The sequence below is a fragment of the Pseudomonas sp. TH43 genome (assembly GCF_016650635.1).
Taxonomy (GTDB): Bacteria; Pseudomonadota; Gammaproteobacteria; order Pseudomonadales; family Pseudomonadaceae; genus Aquipseudomonas.
This window is the reverse complement of sequence record NZ_JAEKFI010000001.1, coordinates 159,786-174,777: the sequence shown is the minus strand read 5'-3', so window position 1 is coordinate 174,777 and position 14,992 is coordinate 159,786. Positions and strand designations below refer to the sequence as shown.

Genomic DNA, 14,992 nt, shown 5'->3' with positions numbered 1-14,992 from the left:
CCTACATAGCTCCCACAGGGTTGCTCCAGGTAGGTATTGCGGCGGGTGGATATGAATCAGATCAGGATGAAGATCGCCAGCAGACCGCCGAAGATCGCCCATTTCTCCATGTAATACAGCTTGCGATTGCGCTTTTTCAGTTCTTTGCCACGCAGGCGAATTTTGTAGATTTTGGTGAACAAACGGTTGATCCCGCCAGTCCGGTCACCCGCATCGTTCGGCGCACCCGCCGCCGACATCACGGTTTTGCTGAACCAGGCGTTGAACGCCGCCGCCCAGCGATATTTCATCGGGCGCTCAATGTCGCAGAAAAGGATGATCCGATTCTTGTCAGTGGTGTTTTCCGCGTAATGAATGAATGTCTCGTCAAACATCACTGCCTCACCATCGCGCCAGTGGTAGTTCTCACCATCAACGTTGATGTAGCAACCGGCATCGTTCGGCGTGTCCAGGCCCAAGTGATAACGGTAGGAACCGGCATACGGGTCACGATGGCGCACGAGTTTCGACCCCGGCGGCAATTCCGCGAACATTGCAGCCTTGATCGAGCCGATGCTCTGCACCAGTTCAGTGGTGCGAGGGCAGAGTTTCATCGCCGACGGATGGCTGTCGCCGTACCACTTCAGATAAAAGCGCTTCCAGCCGCTTTTGAAGAACGAGTTGAAACCGACATCGTCATACTGATTGGAGCGTTTGATCTCGCCGGCACGCAGCAAATTCTGACCTTCTTCGCGGATCTCCTGCCAATGCGCCTGCAACACGCTGAGATCAGGAAAATCCGCCGGGTCCAGGTAAGGCTTGTTCGGTTTCTTCGAGAACAGGTAAAGAAAGCAGTTGATCGGCGCCAGAAACGTCGAGTGATCGCTCAGTTGGCGACCGAGTTTGTGGCGCACTCGTCCACGAAGATGAACGTATGCAATGGAAATGACATAAATAGCAGCAATGATGAGTTTCACGGAAATCGTCACACGTCAGAAGTGAACAAACTGCGCGCCTGGCGGCTCGTGGCCTAGCGTCTTATGCAGTGGTCTGAATACCAATGGCACATCCTTGAGCCCGCGCGGTTGAAGGCGCTGGGTGATATGCATGGCATTTTAGCCACACTTTGTAACCGATAGTGAACACTCATCTGTGAAAAACTGTCCCGCGATTGCGCCAATCGGCGCCCGCGGCGTCTTCGCCCTATCGTTTAAAGAGCCAGACCAGTACAATCGCCGCCAAACTTTACGCGCCCCCCTTGGTTGATGACGGGAACCCCCCGCCTCAGCGCACTTTGACTCGGGCCAAGCGCTCCAGCCGCACCCTCGCTACTCAGAATGCTTCGCAGGAATAACTCTTGATCTCTACAGCTAACATCACGATGCAGTTCGGCGCCAAGCCGCTCTTCGAAAACGTTTCGGTCAAATTCGGCGCGGGCAACCGCTATGGCCTGATCGGCGCCAACGGTTGCGGCAAGTCGACCTTCATGAAAATCCTCGGCGGCGATCTCGATCCGTCCGGCGGTCAGGTCATGCTCGAGCCGAACGTGCGCCTGGGCAAGTTGCGTCAGGATCAGTTCGCCTACGAAGAATTCACCGTGATCGACACCGTGATCATGGGTCACGAAGAGCTGTGGAAGGTCAAGGCCGAGCGCGACCGTATCTACTCGCTGCCGGAAATGAGCGAAGAAGACGGCATGGCCGTGGCCGAACTGGAAACCGAATTCGCCGAGATGGACGGCTACACCGCCGAATCTCGCGCCGGTGAACTGTTGCTGGGCCTGGGTATCGGCATCGAGCAACACTTCGGCCCGATGAGCGAAGTGTCGCCAGGCTGGAAACTGCGTGTGTTGCTGGCTCAGGCACTGTTTTCCGATCCGGAAGTGCTGTTGCTCGACGAACCGACCAACCACCTGGACATCAACACCATTCGCTGGCTGGAAAACATCCTGACCCAGCGTAACAGCCTGATGATCATCATCTCTCACGACCGTCACTTCCTGAACAGCGTGTGCACCCACATGGCTGACCTGGATTACGGCGAGTTGCGCCTGTTCCCGGGCAACTACGACGAGTACATGACCGTGGCGACCCAGTCCCGCGAGCAACTGCTGTCGGACAACGCCAAGAAGAAAGCACAGATTTCCGAGCTGCAATCGTTCGTCAGCCGCTTCTCGGCCAACGCCTCGAAAGCCAAGCAGGCCACTTCCCGCGCCAAGGCGATCGACAAGATCCAACTGGCCGAGGTCAAGCCTTCGAGCCGCGTGAGCCCGTTCATCCGCTTCGATCAGAACAAGAAGCTGCACCGTCAGGCGGTCATCGTCGAAAAAATGGCCAAAGGCTTCGACGGCAAACCATTGTTCAAAGACTTCAGCTTCCAGGTTGAAGCTGGCGAGCGCGTGGCGATCATCGGCCCGAACGGTATCGGCAAGACCACCCTGCTGCGCACGCTGGTCAACGAACTGACGCCGGATGCCGGTAGCATCAAGTGGACCGACGCCGCAGAACTGGGCTACTACGCTCAGGACCACGCGCATGACTTCGAAGACGACGTCACGCTGTTCGACTGGATGGGTCAGTGGACTCAGGGCGAGCAGATGATTCGCGGTACTTTGGGCCGCATGCTGTTTTCCAACGACGAGATTCTCAAGTCGGTCAAAGTGATTTCCGGTGGTGAGCAAGGTCGCATGCTGTTCGGCAAGCTGATTCTGCAGAAGCCAAACGTGCTGATCATGGACGAACCGACCAACCACTTGGACATGGAATCGATCGAGGCGCTGAACCTGGCGCTGGAAAACTACCCGGGCACGCTGGTTTTCGTCAGCCACGACCGTGAGTTCGTATCGTCCCTGGCCACGCGCATCATCGAGCTGAGCCCGGATGGCGTGACCGACTTCAGCGGCACCTACGACGACTACCTGCGTAGCCAAGGCGTCGTGTTCTAAATAGCAGCGCCGAGTTTCGAGCGGCTAGCTGCAAGCTGAAGCCCTGTCCATGTGACAGGGCTTTTTGTTTTTGTAGGAGCTGAGCTTGCTCGCGAAGACGGTTTAACATTCAACAATGTCGTTGAAAGGAATGGCCCCTTCGCGAGCAAGCTCAGCTCCTACAAAGGCGCAGCGGCATCAATGCCGATCGTTCGAATGCATCCCGTGACGGCGCTACCACGCAGAGCGTGGGAACGATCGGCCGGGAAAAATAGTTAGCCTGCTTTCTTTTATCTGACACCCACGCCATGATGCGAACTCTCCCACCGCCGCCCGCGAACGAGTCCTCATGTCTGCGCAGCAACAGCCTCCGCAAAGCTCCATGGCGATCACCCTGCAGATCGTCTCCATCGTTTTCTACACGTTTATTGCCTTCCTCTGCATCGGTTTGCCGATTGCGGTGTTGCCCGGTTACGTGCACGAACAGCTGGGTTTCAGTGCGATCATTGCCGGCCTGGTGATCGGCTCGCAGTATCTGGCGACCCTGCTCAGCCGGCCTATGGCCGGGCGCATGTCGGATACGATCGGCACCAAACGGGCAATCGTTTATGGTTTGCTGGGCATTGTGCTGAGTGGCGTGCTGACGTTGATTTCGACGCTGTTGCAAAGCTTCCCCCTCACCAGCCTGTTGATTCTGATCGCCGGGCGTCTGTTGCTGGGTGTTGCCCAAGGCCTGATAGGCGTTGGGACGATCAGTTGGTGCATGGGCCAGGTCGGTGTCGAACACACCGCAAAGTCCATCGGCTGGAACGGCATAGCGTCTTATGGTGCGATTGCGATTGGCGCGCCCTTGGGCGTAGTGATGGTGGCCGATTACGGCTTTACCAGCCTTGGCATCGCCCTGTCTGTGTTGGCGACCGGGGCATTGCTGCTGATCCGCAACAAACCTTCGGTGCCAGTGATACGCGGCGAGCGCCTGCCATTCTGGGCGGTGTTCGGACGGATTGCGCCATTCGGTGCCAGCCTGACACTGGCCTCGATCGGCTACGGCACGCTGACTACGTTCATCACTTTGTACTACCTGAATCGAGGCTGGAGCGGCGCGGCGTATTGCCTGACGGTGTTCGGCGTGTGTTTCATACTCTCGCGGCTGTTGTTCATTTCGGCTATCAGCCGATTTGGCGGGTTCAACTCGGCCATCGCCTGTATGACCATCGAGACCGTGGGCCTCGCGCTATTGTGGCTGGCGCCCTCAACCGCGTTTGCGCTGATCGGCGCCGGATTGGCGGGCTTCGGGTTGTCGTTGGTGTACCCGGCGCTGGGGGTCGAGGCGATCAAACAGGTGCCGAGTTCCAGTCGCGGCTCAGGCCTGGGCGCTTATGCGGTGTTCTTTGATCTGGCGCTGGCGATTGCCGGGCCATTGATGGGCGCAGTGGCGTTGAATCTGGGCTATTCGTGGATTTTCTTCTGTGCGGCGCTGTTATCAGTGATCGGCTTGGGGCTGACCCTGCTGCTCAGACGCCGCGCCACACAGCCCTTGTAGGAACAAAGCTTGCTCGCGAAGGCGGCATTTTATTCAACAACGATGTTGAATGTTAATTCGTCTTCGCGAGCAAGCTTCGCTCCTACGGCGCTCGGGTTATTGGTCGGCAGTCTGCATGCCGGCGCGCGTTGGTTGGCCCAGCGCATGGGAGAAAAAGCGCCCGGCTTCGGAAATGAGGTTGCGGTGGATGTCCTCGCGATCGACGCCGTCGGCATCGGTGCACAACGCTGGCATGGCGATGATCTGCTCTTCGTTGCACGGCGCCATGAACACGAAGTGCCCTGCCCCCGCCAGCAATTTGAAGTCTGGCGCCGTCGGCAGCTTGCGCGCCAGGGCGGCGGCGTTTTTATCGAATGCAACCAACTTGTCGCCGTCGCCGCTGTAGAGCAGCACCGGCACATGCACATCGGCCAACGTGTGACGGCCGAATTTCAGGCTCAACGGCGCCATCAGCAGCAAGGCGTGAACGCGCGGATCGGCAACGGGCTGAAGGTCATCACGGTCAACGATGAGTTCGCCCTGGGTGTTGCAGGCGTCACGATCATCCGGGCGTTCCTGGCAGTAACGACGCAGACGATCCAGATCCGGCTGCGCGCCAGACAGAATCAGAGCTGTCTCGCCGCCCGCAGAATAGCCGATCACGCCAACTTGTTCGGCGTTGACGTACGGCGCCAGCATGCGGTCGCCCAAGGTTGCGGTAATGGCTTCGGAAATCTGGATCGGTCGCCCATAGAGATTGCTCAAAGTGCCGAGCCGGCTGTGATCCTTGGAGTTGTCGCCGGGGTGAATCACCGCCACAACGACAAAACCTTTGCGGGCCAGCGAAGTGGCGAGGTCGTGCAAGGCCAATGGCGTGCCGGTGTTGCCATGCGAAAGCATCAGCATTGGAAAGCGGCCGATAGCGACCTTGGTATCCTCACCGGCCTCGACCGAATATCCCTCGAGAAGGCTCATGTGCTCGCGATCACTGGAAGGATAGAACGCGATGGCGCGCATCGGTTGCAGGTCGAGTGGATCAAGGAAGGTCATTTCGTGGTAACCGACGCTCCAGACAGGATGACGCCCCGGCGCAGCTTGCACTGAATTCATGCTGCCAAGCAGGCAAATCAGTAACGTTGCACAAAGACGCATCATGGGATGCCCCACCCTGTTGTTACTCAATCGAAAGATCCGTTGCGTTGCGGGCCAGAAACGCCGGGGATTCGGTGTTCCGGTACGACAATGCCTTCAGACGTTGATCGTTTGACTGCATAACCCGGGCCAGATTATGTAACAGTCGGAAACAAAAAACTCCATATTTGGCCCTTGCAGAACCAGAATACAGAGTTTTTTGGGCGTTACCTGAACCTCAGCTGTTTTTTACGCAAGCCTTACGCAGCGGCGAACAATTGCTCGCTGATCTTTGCCTGAGCTGCGGTCATCGCGTTGTTACGCACTTCGTCGCCATACGCCAGGCCTTCGGCACGGACGATTTCGATATCGGTGATGCCGAGGAAGCCCAAAACCAGCTTCAGGTACTCTTCGTGGGCGATGCCGCTGGCCTGACCGGCATGGATACCGCCGGAGGTGGAGACGATCACCACTTTCTTGCCGCCGCACAGGCCTTCAGGGCCGGCTTCGGTGTAACGGAAGGTTTGACCTGCAACGGCAACGCGATCGATCCAGGCTTTGAGTTGGGTCGGCACGGTGAAGTTGTACATCGGTGCAGCAATGACCACGGCGTCGGCAGCGATGAACTCGGCCAGGGTCGAAGCGCTCAGCTCGGCTTCGTGCTGTTGCGCGGCGTTGCGCAGTTCTGCAGTAGTGCCGGCGGCCACCAGAGTGGTCGACGAGAAGTGGCTGATGGCATCAGCGGCGAGGTCGCGGTAAGTCACTACAGCGCTCGGCTCAGCGACTTGCCAGGCTTTGACGACTTGGCTGCTCAGCTGACGGGAAGCCGAGTTGTCGCCCAGAATGCTCGAATCGATATGCAGCAGTTTCATGTGGAATCTCCTGGAAGGAATCGCCGGTGGCGACGGAATGGAGACAATCCTACGCAAGAAACCAATAGCTGATTAGCCGCCGACAATGCGATAGTTTGTCCCATTGATAGAACAGCTGGATAACACCATGCAAGACCTCAACGACCTCTACTACTTCGCCAAAGTCGTCGAAGCCGGCGGCTTTGCGGCAGCCGGGCGATTGCTCGGCATTCCCAAGTCACGGTTGTCACGACGGATTGCCGAACTGGAAGAACGCCTGGGCGCACGCTTGTTGCAGCGCACCACGCGACAACTCAACCTGACTGCCGTGGGTGAGCGTTATTTGCGCCATTGCCAGGCGATGCTGCTGGAAGCCGAGATGGCTGACGAAGCGGTGGCCAGCATGTCCAGCGCGCCGCGCGGGCGTTTGCGGGTGTCTTGCCCGACAGGCCTTGCCCACGAACTGCTGTCGACGATCATCAGTAGCTTCCTCGGTAAATTCCCTCAGGTGCAGCTGGAAGTCGTGCTGCTCAACCGCCGGGTGGATCTGGTCGCCGAAGGTTTCGACGTTGCCCTGCGTGTACGCGAACAGGGCGATGAAGACCCGTTGCTGGTGACCCGACGCCTTCGCCAGGCGCAAACGGTGGTGGTGGCCAGCCCGGCGTTTATCCAGGGTCAAACGATCAACCATCCGCAGGACTTGAGAAACCTGCCGGTACTCGGTGCGCTGGAAGCGGATCGTCTGGTACACGTACGCTTGCTCGACCAGCAGAGCAACAGTTTCGAGTTAAGCATGGAGGCGCGGCTCGGCGTTGATGACTTTATCGTACGCAAGGCCTGTGTGCTGGCAGGGCTGGGTTTCACCTTGCTGCCGATGATGTACTGCGAAGAGGAACTACAAAACGGCACACTGGTGCAATTGCTGCCCGAATGGTCGTTACCCGGTGGCTGGCTGCAAGCGGTGTATCCGCATCGACGCGGGGTGATGCCGGCGGTGCGCGCGTGGATCGATCATCTGGTCGAATCGTTTAATGCTTGTGGGGAACGACTGTTATGAAAATGGCAAAGATGAGCGAGGCCGACGTCGCCGCCTTCTGCCTGGCATTGCCGGGTGCTCGGGAAGACTATAAGTGGGGTGGCGTGCGGGTATTTTCGATTGCCGGCAACAAGATGTTTGCCTTGCAGGGTTTGCGCGGCGACTCACTGGCGTTCAAGGTCGACAAGGATCTGTTTCTCGGTCATTGCGACCGTCCGGGTATTCACCCGGCGCCGTATCTGGCCCGGGCGCAGTGGATCATCATGCACCCGCCCTACCCGCTGGCGGCCGAGGAATTGCGCGAATTGTTGCAGCGTTCGCATCAGTTGGTGGTGAGCAAGTTGCCGAAGAAAACCCAGCCGGGATTACTGCTTTAACCCGAACACCCTGTGGGAGCGAGCCTGCTCGCGAAAGCGGACTTTCATTCAACGATGATGTTGTCTGACAGGGCCTCTTCGCGAGCAGGCTCGCTCCCACATTGTTTTTTTGCAGTTCTTCAGAACAGGTTCAGCAGGTTCAAGCGGAGGAACAGCTGGTCGATCCAGAACACCTGATGCAACAGGACGATCACCCAGAACAAAACCTGAAACGACACCTTGCGCGTCTTGTGCCGGAACACTTGCTGGGCGATCAACGCGCCCGGCCAGCCGCCGGCCAGTTCCACGGCATGAAGGATGTTCTCCGGCGTGCGCCAGGCATCGGCGCGGGCCTTGCGTTTATCTGCCCAGTAGAGAAAAAACGCCAGCACACTGACGATGCCGTACCCCGCCAATGGCACCAGCGAGATCCCGCGCAACCACATCGACAGCGAGCCGAACAACGGCAACGCACAGACGATCAGCAACACCACCAGTTTTAACTTCAAATGCTGGATGTTGCCACTCGAAGGCCGGCCCTCAGGGCGGCGTGCGCGGGAGTCACTCATGGCTTGGCTGCCGACCAGTCGATCCAGCCGAACTGCCAGGTCGCCAGAATCACCAGACCGAAAACGATCCGGTACCAGGCAAACGCCGCGTAGCTGTGGGTGGCGATGAACTTGAGCAAGCCGCGCACAGCGATCATGGCGAAGATAAACGCAGTGACGAAACCGATGGCGAATACCGGGAAATCCGCCGGCACGAACAGGTGGCGGTACTTGTAGCCCGAATACACTGCCGCACCGACCATGGTTGGCATGGCGAGGAAGAACGAGAACTCGGTGGCGGTTTTACGCGACAGACCAAACAGCAAACCGCCGATGATCGTCGAACCGGAGCGCGAGGTGCCCGGAATCATTGCCAGACATTGCGCAAAACCGACTTTAAGCGCGTCTTTCCAGGTGATTTCATCGACCGTTTCGGCGTGCACGGCATGCTGACGCTTTTCTGCCCACAACATGATGACGCCGCCAACCACCAGCGCGGCCGCGACCGTGATCGGATTGAACAGATATTGGTGGATCAGGTCGGCAAAAATCACCCCCAACACTACCGCCGGCAAGAACGCGATCAGCAGATTGGCGGTAAAACGCCGTGCACTGGGCTGCGTCGGCAGGCCCTTTACCACGTCGAGAATCTTGCGGCGAAACTCCCAGATCACCGCGAGAATCGCGCCGAGTTGAATAATGATGTTGAACGCCATGGCCCGTTCGCCGCCGAAATTGAGCAAGTCGGCAACAATGATCTGGTGTCCGGTACTGGAAATGGGCAAAAACTCCGTCAGCCCCTCTACAACTCCAAGTATCAGTGCCTGCAAGGCGGTCCAAAGATCCATCAATCCCCCAAAGAGCGATGCGCGCGGGCATGCTCCGATAGTATTTTTCTAACGTTCACTGCGATCAGCGTAGCTGTGTATGGCTGTACCGATTCCGCGCACACAGGATCTACACGAAACAGTCAAAATTCCGTGAAATATCAACTTCGATTCAGGTTTTCATGCGCGGGGCCGAAATCCTAACAGACAAGCCTTGACAGCGCTGCCGCGTTATACGACTTGGGTCGCGTATGCCCGCTCACAAAATCGTGGTTGGATGCTGGCGGTCGTTTATTACAAGAAAAAGAATCCGGAGTGACAGCGTTATGAACAGCTTGCGCAGTGTGTCGATCAGCCGACGCTTGTGGCTCATTTTGATTGTGGCAATGGTCATGTTGTTGACCTTGGGCGTGTTGATGCTCAAGCAGATCCACGATGACCTGTATCGCGCCAAAGCCCAGAAAACCCAGCATGTGGTGCAGACCGCCAGCGGTTTGCTGACCTACTACCACGACCTCGAAACCGCCGGTACGCTGAGCAAAGAAGCGGCACAAAAACAAGCGCTGACAGCGATTCGCGGCCTGCGCTATGACCAGAGCGATTACTTCTGGATCAACGACCTCACGCCCGTGATGGTCATGCACCCGACCAATCCAAAGCTCGAAGGCCAGAATCTCTCGGCGATCCGTGACCCGGATGGCTTTGCGGTGTTCAACGAGATGGTCGCCATCGCCAAAGCCAAAGGCGCCGGTATGGTCGATTACCGTTGGCCGAAACCCGGCGCCAGTGAGCCGGTGGCCAAGACCTCGTATGTGAAGTTGTTCGAACCTTGGGGTTGGGTGCTCGGCTCCGGTGTCTACGTCGATGATGTGCAGGCCGAATTCAAAGGTCAGGTGATCAATGCTTCGGTCATCGGTTTGGCGATCGCGGTGATCATGGCGCTGCTGGTAATCCTGATCGCACGCAGCATCGTGCGCCCGTTGCAGGAAACCGTGAACGCCATGGCCAACATCGCCAGCGGCGAGAGCGACCTGACCCGCAGCCTCGATACCCACGGCAAGGATGAAGTCACCGAATTGGCTCATCACTTCAACGGTTTCACTGCCAAGTTGCGCCGGGTGATCGGTGAATTGCAGGTGTCTGCCAGCGCGCTCGGTCAATCCTCCAGCGAGCTGGGCAACGATGCTTCGCAAGCGCAACAACGCAGCCAGCAGCAATCGCAACAGATGGAGCTGGTTGCCACAGCGATCAACGAAGTGACTTACGGCGTTCAGGATGTCGCGAAGAACGCCGAGCACGCGGCCGCCGAAATGCGCGACGCCGAAGCACAGGCACAACAGGGTCAGATCAACATCGACGGCAGTCTGCAACAGATCGACAAACTCTCGGGCACCATTGATCAAGCTGTCGAGGTGATCCGCACCCTCGCCGCCGAGAGCACGCAGATCGGCAGCGTCCTGGAGGTCATTCGTTCGATTGCCGAACAGACCAACCTGCTCGCCCTTAACGCGGCCATCGAAGCGGCGCGGGCCGGTGAGCAGGGGCGCGGTTTCGCCGTGGTCGCCGATGAAGTGCGCCTGCTGGCGCAACGTACGCAGAAATCGACGGCCGAGATCCAGTCGATGATCGAGCGCCTGCAAAATCACTCCGAAGCAGCCGTGAAAGTTATCGGCGACAGCAGCAAGGCGTCGCAACTGACCATCGAACAGGCCGGGTTGGCCGGTGCCAGCCTAAACGCCATCGGCCAGGCGCTGCGCAACCTCAATGGTCTGAACGCATCGATTGCCAGCGCCACGTTGCAGCAGGCACATGTGGTCGAGGACATCAATCAGAACGTGACCCAGGCCGCCGGTCTGTCACACAGCACGGCCATCGCAGCCGAGCAGTCGAGTGCCGCTAGCGTGCGACTCGGCCAGTTGAGTGAACAACTCAACGGCCTCCTGCGCCAGTTCCGCGTCTAGCACCGCCCTACTATAGGAGTGAGCCTGCTGGAGATGGCGTCGTGTCAGCCAATATCTACCGTGCTGACATACCGCCATCGCTGGCAAGCCAGCTCCCACAAGGATTTGTGCTATGCCCACCCATCTTGGGCATTACACAAATCTCTGTGGGAGCTGGCCTGCCAGCGATGAGGGCGGAACATTCAACATCATTGCTGACTGTGCCGAAGCTATCGCGAGCAGGCTCACTCCTGCAGGTTTTCTGGGTACAATCCGCTCCCTCCTCAACTCCCCCCAAGGAACCCACATGTCCGGGCTAGAACTGTTTGCCGCCGCTCTCGGTGTGATCGCCGTCTGGCTGACGGTCAAACAGAATCCATGGTGCTGGCCGATCGGGCTGGTCATGGTGCTGCTCTACAGCTGGATCTTCTTTGAAGTGAAACTGTATTCGGACATGTTGCTGCAAGTGATTTACGCCGCGCTGCAAGTCTATGGTTGGTGGCAATGGACGCGCGCCGGGACGATGCACGACGGCCGTGAAGTCACGCGTCTGGATCAGCGATCGATCCTGCTCGGCCTCAGCGTCGGCGCTGTGGGCAGCGTGCTCTTGGGCGCCGCCATGGCACACTGGACCGATGCCGCGCAGCCGTGGCTGGACGCGGCGCTGACGGCTTTCAGCCTGGTTGCGCAGTTGTGGATGGCGCAGAAGCGCCTGCAATGCTGGGCGTTGTGGTTTGTACTCGATGTGATCTTTGTCGGTCTGTTCATCTATAAGGACCTCTACCTGACGGCAGCCTTGTACGCCTTGTTCACCCTCATCGCCGTGCAAGGCTGGCGCGAATGGCGCGCCGACCCGGCGCTGCGCACATGAAAGTGGTGGTGCTCACCGGGCCTGAATCCACCGGCAAGAGCTGGCTGGCGGCGGGTTTGCAGAAACAGTTCGGCGGTGTGCGAGTAGACGAGTACGTGCGCTGGTTCATCGAGCAGAACCCGCGCGATACCTGCCTGGCGGACATCCCCGAAATCGCCCGTGGTCAGCTGCAATGGGAAGATCAGGCACGTGCACAACAGCCGGCGCTGCTGATTCTCGACACCCACCTGCTGAGCAATATGCTCTGGAGCCAGACGTTGTTCGGCGACTGCCCGGACTGGCTGGAACCCGAACTGCTGGCGCGCCACTACGACCTGCACCTTTTGTTGTCGCCGGAGCAGATCGACTGGACCGACGACGGGCAGCGCTGCCAACCGGATCTGGAGCAACGTCTGGCATTCTTTAATGCCACCCGCGCTTGGCTGGAGGATCACCAGCAACCGCTGCAAATCATTCAGGGCAATTGGGCCGAGCGCCATGCACAGGCGTTCGCAGCGGTGGCGCACCTGCTCAGCAAGTGACCCGGCTCGAGCAGATCCCGACCCACTCTTGCCCCTGTTGCGGGGCAAAGTGTCCATTCCTGAAACACTCGCCTGATCGCAAAGTGCCCGTTTCAGCAGCCTTCATCAGTTTGTCACCCGACTTGTTACACCGCTGAAACACACCCCCGCAAACCCTCGTTCCAGAGCATTGTTCAGCCGATAGACAGGTTGGCGACACCCGGCGTGTTTCAGTCTTGAAACAGCTTGTGTATCAGGCACGCGTTCCATTCGTATAACTCATTGAACCTTAAACCATTTTAAAAAGCGGCACAGCTTTCGCTCTCTCCTTCCCAACGCTGACATGAGCCAGCCCACTGAAGAAGGAATTGCCGCCGTGGGGAACTTCAATAAAGGCTTGACCTGCCTTCTGCTGATCGGATCAGCAGCCAGCACATTGCTCAGTTTCAATGTTCAGGCTGAAGGCAATGGCGTGATTGTTCTCAACCGCGACGTTCAGCCTATTCCTATCGGTCGCAGTGGTGGCAAAGACCCCTACCCGACCACCGTCAATGCCAACCCGTCCGGGCGCATCGATCAAGCGATGACCAGCACCGAACTCAATGACGGCGACTTTGCCAGCGTAGCCAGCGGCTCGTCCATTCGTGGCGGCATGTCGACAGCAACCGGCGCCCTCCCAGGCACCAGTGTCCTGACCAATCCCAACGGCCTGCCCGGCATGAGTGCCGGTCATGGCGGCGGCGGTGGCGGCGCGATCTCCAACACCATCAATCGCTCGCTCAGCACTGGCCTCGCCCCGCTGACCCGCATGGCTGGAGGCCAATAAGATGAAGCGCACGCTGCTCCTGCTCGCCCTGCTCGGCTGCACCAGCGCCATGGCCGACCCCAGCTCAGTGGACAACGCCAACATTCAGAACACCGGCATCCAGTACCGCGGCAACTACAACATCAACCAGGCCGCCGGTGACCAGATGCAACAGACCAACACCAAGGCGGTCGCCATCGGCACCTCGGCCAGCGCGACCACTGTCGTGCGGCAGCACATCGACACGCCCGGCAATCCGGCAACGAACGCCAGCGCCACCATTGGCGGCAACTCTTTCAGTAATGGCAACGGGATCCTGGGCGTGAACCAGGGTGCAGGGGCCAACAACCAGATGGCCAACGTGACGCGCGTCAGCATCAGTGCTGGCCCGCAAAGCGTTGACGATAGCGCCCTTTCGCAACAGAACGTGGCGTTGTTACCGAGCTCAGGAGCAACTGGTACCTCACCCGGCAGTCGCCAGGTCACTACAAGTGATCAGGCCTTCACCGGCAGCCGAGGGGTAATCCAGGTGAACCAGAGTGCCGGGGTGGGGAACCGTATGGCCAACACCCTGAGCATCCGGGTCGCAGACTGACCCAAATAAAAAGCAGTGCAATTAGAAAGTACCAACACTTAACCAACTAATAAGCACGGAGAAACACCATGAAAACTCAAATGGCTCTGAAACCTCTGGTTTTCGCTCTTGCAGCAGTAATGGCGATGGCAGCGCAGGCAGGCGGCAACGATCATGGTAACAATGGCGGCCACGGCGGCCATAATCCTCCTCAACCTCAAGGCCCAACCCTTGAAGAGCTGCTGCAAATCGGCGCAGGCGCCGGTGCCGCAGTACTCGACGTGCAAAGCAGCGGCGGCAACGCCGTGCTTAACCAGGGCACCCAAAACAACGCCAACATCAACGGTTCGGCCAACGGCACCAACGGCAACGTCGGCATGAACAACACCGCAGGCGACGGCAACCAACAAGACAACGCTGCGGCATTGGCCACTGCTGACGAAAGCTTCATCTTCGGCTCTGCGGTGTCTGCTTCCAGCGCTACTCAGGTCAACGCCAACAACGCTGTGGGCAACTACTCCAGCACTGCCAACGCGAGCCTCAACAACGTCGGCAACGGCGGTTCCGGCAACATCGGCGTGAACAACAGTGCCGGCAACTTCAACCAACAGAAAAACAACCTGGCAATCGCTGTGTCGGGTGGCCGTGTCGCTCAGGCTGCCGCAGCTGCCAACCAAAGCTCCAGTGGTCTGTCGGTGTCTAACAACGGCACTCAAACCTACAAAAAAGACACCCTCACTGGCACCGTTGCCGCCGTCGGCGTGTTCGGCGCTGCTGGTACTGCAACCACCAAAGATGACGATCATGGTCACAGCGGTGGCGGTTATGGCAGCAACGACAAAGGCCATGGCCCAAGTGGCGGCGGTAAAGACACCAAGTCTGACTTCGTTGCCGTGGGTGTATTCGGCCTGGCTGGCGTGACCACTCAACAAGTGATGACTCCAGACGGCTGGAAAAACCCTGTCACCAACAACGCCAACATCTCCAATGTCGGCAACAACTTCTCCGGCAACGCTGGCTACAACAACGCCGCCGGTGTAGGCAACCAACAAAGCAACTCGCTGTCCATCGCTGCAGGTTGCAAAGCCTGCATGTAATCGCGATCGAAACGAAAGCCCCGGAAACGGGG

The 14,992-nt window shown here is 58.5% G+C and carries 15 protein-coding genes; 10 read left to right on the top strand and 5 right to left on the bottom strand.

Translation table 11 applies throughout. From position 1 onward, the window contains the following. Positions 1-56: 56 nt before the first annotated feature. Positions 57-956: a lipid A hydroxylase LpxO gene (lpxO, locus tag JFT81_RS00680; protein ID WP_201146572.1), complete on the bottom strand. Its 900-nt coding sequence runs from the start codon at positions 954-956 to the stop codon at positions 57-59. A 380-nt stretch (positions 957-1,336) separates the two neighbouring features. Here lpxO and JFT81_RS00675 point away from each other — a divergent pair, with 380 nt between their 5' ends. Then, the gene (locus JFT81_RS00675; RefSeq protein WP_201225500.1) at positions 1,337-2,923 is read left to right on the top strand and encodes an ABC-F family ATPase; all 1,587 of its coding nucleotides are present in this window, start codon (positions 1,337-1,339) and stop codon (positions 2,921-2,923) included. Between the two features lie 328 nt (positions 2,924-3,251). Further along, positions 3,252-4,445: an MFS transporter gene (locus tag JFT81_RS00670; RefSeq protein WP_201225498.1), complete on the top strand. Its 1,194-nt coding sequence runs from the start codon at positions 3,252-3,254 to the stop codon at positions 4,443-4,445. Between the two features lie 96 nt (positions 4,446-4,541). On the opposite strand, the gene JFT81_RS00665 is transcribed toward JFT81_RS00670, so the two are convergent. Together JFT81_RS00665 and JFT81_RS00660 are read right to left on the bottom strand one after the other, a co-directional pair. After that, the gene (locus JFT81_RS00665) at positions 4,542-5,579 is read right to left on the bottom strand and encodes a dienelactone hydrolase (protein ID WP_201225496.1); all 1,038 of its coding nucleotides are present in this window, start codon (positions 5,577-5,579) and stop codon (positions 4,542-4,544) included. A gap of 236 nt (positions 5,580-5,815) precedes the next feature. After that, positions 5,816-6,427 (bottom strand): FMN-dependent NADH-azoreductase, encoded by a 612-nt coding sequence (locus JFT81_RS00660; RefSeq protein WP_201225494.1) that lies wholly within the window; start codon positions 6,425-6,427, stop codon positions 5,816-5,818. Positions 6,428-6,554: 127 nt separating this feature from the next. Here JFT81_RS00660 and JFT81_RS00655 point away from each other — a divergent pair, with 127 nt between their 5' ends. After that, positions 6,555-7,463, top strand: coding sequence for a LysR substrate-binding domain-containing protein (locus JFT81_RS00655; RefSeq protein ID WP_201225492.1), 909 nt, complete (start codon positions 6,555-6,557; stop codon positions 7,461-7,463). After that, positions 7,460-7,819 carry an MmcQ/YjbR family DNA-binding protein gene (locus JFT81_RS00650; protein WP_201225490.1) on the top strand — a complete coding sequence of 120 codons (360 nt, stop codon included), beginning with the start codon at positions 7,460-7,462 and terminating at the stop codon, positions 7,817-7,819. Before JFT81_RS00655 ends, JFT81_RS00650 begins: the two co-directional genes overlap by 4 nt. Positions 7,820-7,938: 119 nt before the next feature. Here JFT81_RS00650 and JFT81_RS00645 read toward each other — a convergent pair whose 3' ends face one another. Further along, positions 7,939-8,367 (bottom strand): DUF1294 domain-containing protein, encoded by a 429-nt coding sequence (locus JFT81_RS00645; protein ID WP_201225488.1) that lies wholly within the window; start codon positions 8,365-8,367, stop codon positions 7,939-7,941. Beyond that, positions 8,364-9,194, bottom strand: coding sequence for an undecaprenyl-diphosphate phosphatase (locus JFT81_RS00640; RefSeq protein WP_201225486.1), 831 nt, complete (start codon positions 9,192-9,194; stop codon positions 8,364-8,366). Before JFT81_RS00640 ends, JFT81_RS00645 begins: the two co-directional genes overlap by 4 nt. A gap of 305 nt (positions 9,195-9,499) precedes the next feature. Here JFT81_RS00640 and JFT81_RS00635 point away from each other — a divergent pair, with 305 nt between their 5' ends. From JFT81_RS00635 to JFT81_RS00610, 6 genes are all read left to right on the top strand, one after another. After that, a complete protein-coding gene (locus JFT81_RS00635; protein WP_201225484.1) occupies positions 9,500-11,134 on the top strand; it encodes a methyl-accepting chemotaxis protein in 1,635 nt (544 codons plus the stop codon). A 286-nt stretch (positions 11,135-11,420) separates the two neighbouring features. Then, positions 11,421-11,984, top strand: coding sequence for a nicotinamide riboside transporter PnuC (gene pnuC, locus JFT81_RS00630; RefSeq protein WP_201225483.1), 564 nt, complete (start codon positions 11,421-11,423; stop codon positions 11,982-11,984). Continuing rightward, positions 11,981-12,505, top strand: a complete 525-nt coding sequence (locus JFT81_RS00625) for an AAA family ATPase (protein WP_201226641.1) — start codon at positions 11,981-11,983, stop codon at positions 12,503-12,505. Before pnuC ends, JFT81_RS00625 begins: the two co-directional genes overlap by 4 nt. A gap of 355 nt (positions 12,506-12,860) precedes the next feature. Next, on the top strand, positions 12,861-13,310 hold the full coding sequence (locus JFT81_RS00620; RefSeq protein WP_201225481.1) for a hypothetical protein: 450 nt from the start codon (positions 12,861-12,863) through the stop codon (positions 13,308-13,310). Position 13,311: 1 nt separating this feature from the next. Beyond that, a complete protein-coding gene (locus JFT81_RS00615; protein WP_201225479.1) occupies positions 13,312-13,884 on the top strand; it encodes an adhesin in 573 nt (190 codons plus the stop codon). 68 nt (positions 13,885-13,952) lie between these two features. Continuing rightward, complete coding sequence (locus JFT81_RS00610) at positions 13,953-14,960, top strand: heme utilization protein (RefSeq protein ID WP_201225477.1); 1,008 nt, start codon at positions 13,953-13,955, stop codon at positions 14,958-14,960. Positions 14,961-14,992: the final 32 nt, after the last annotated feature.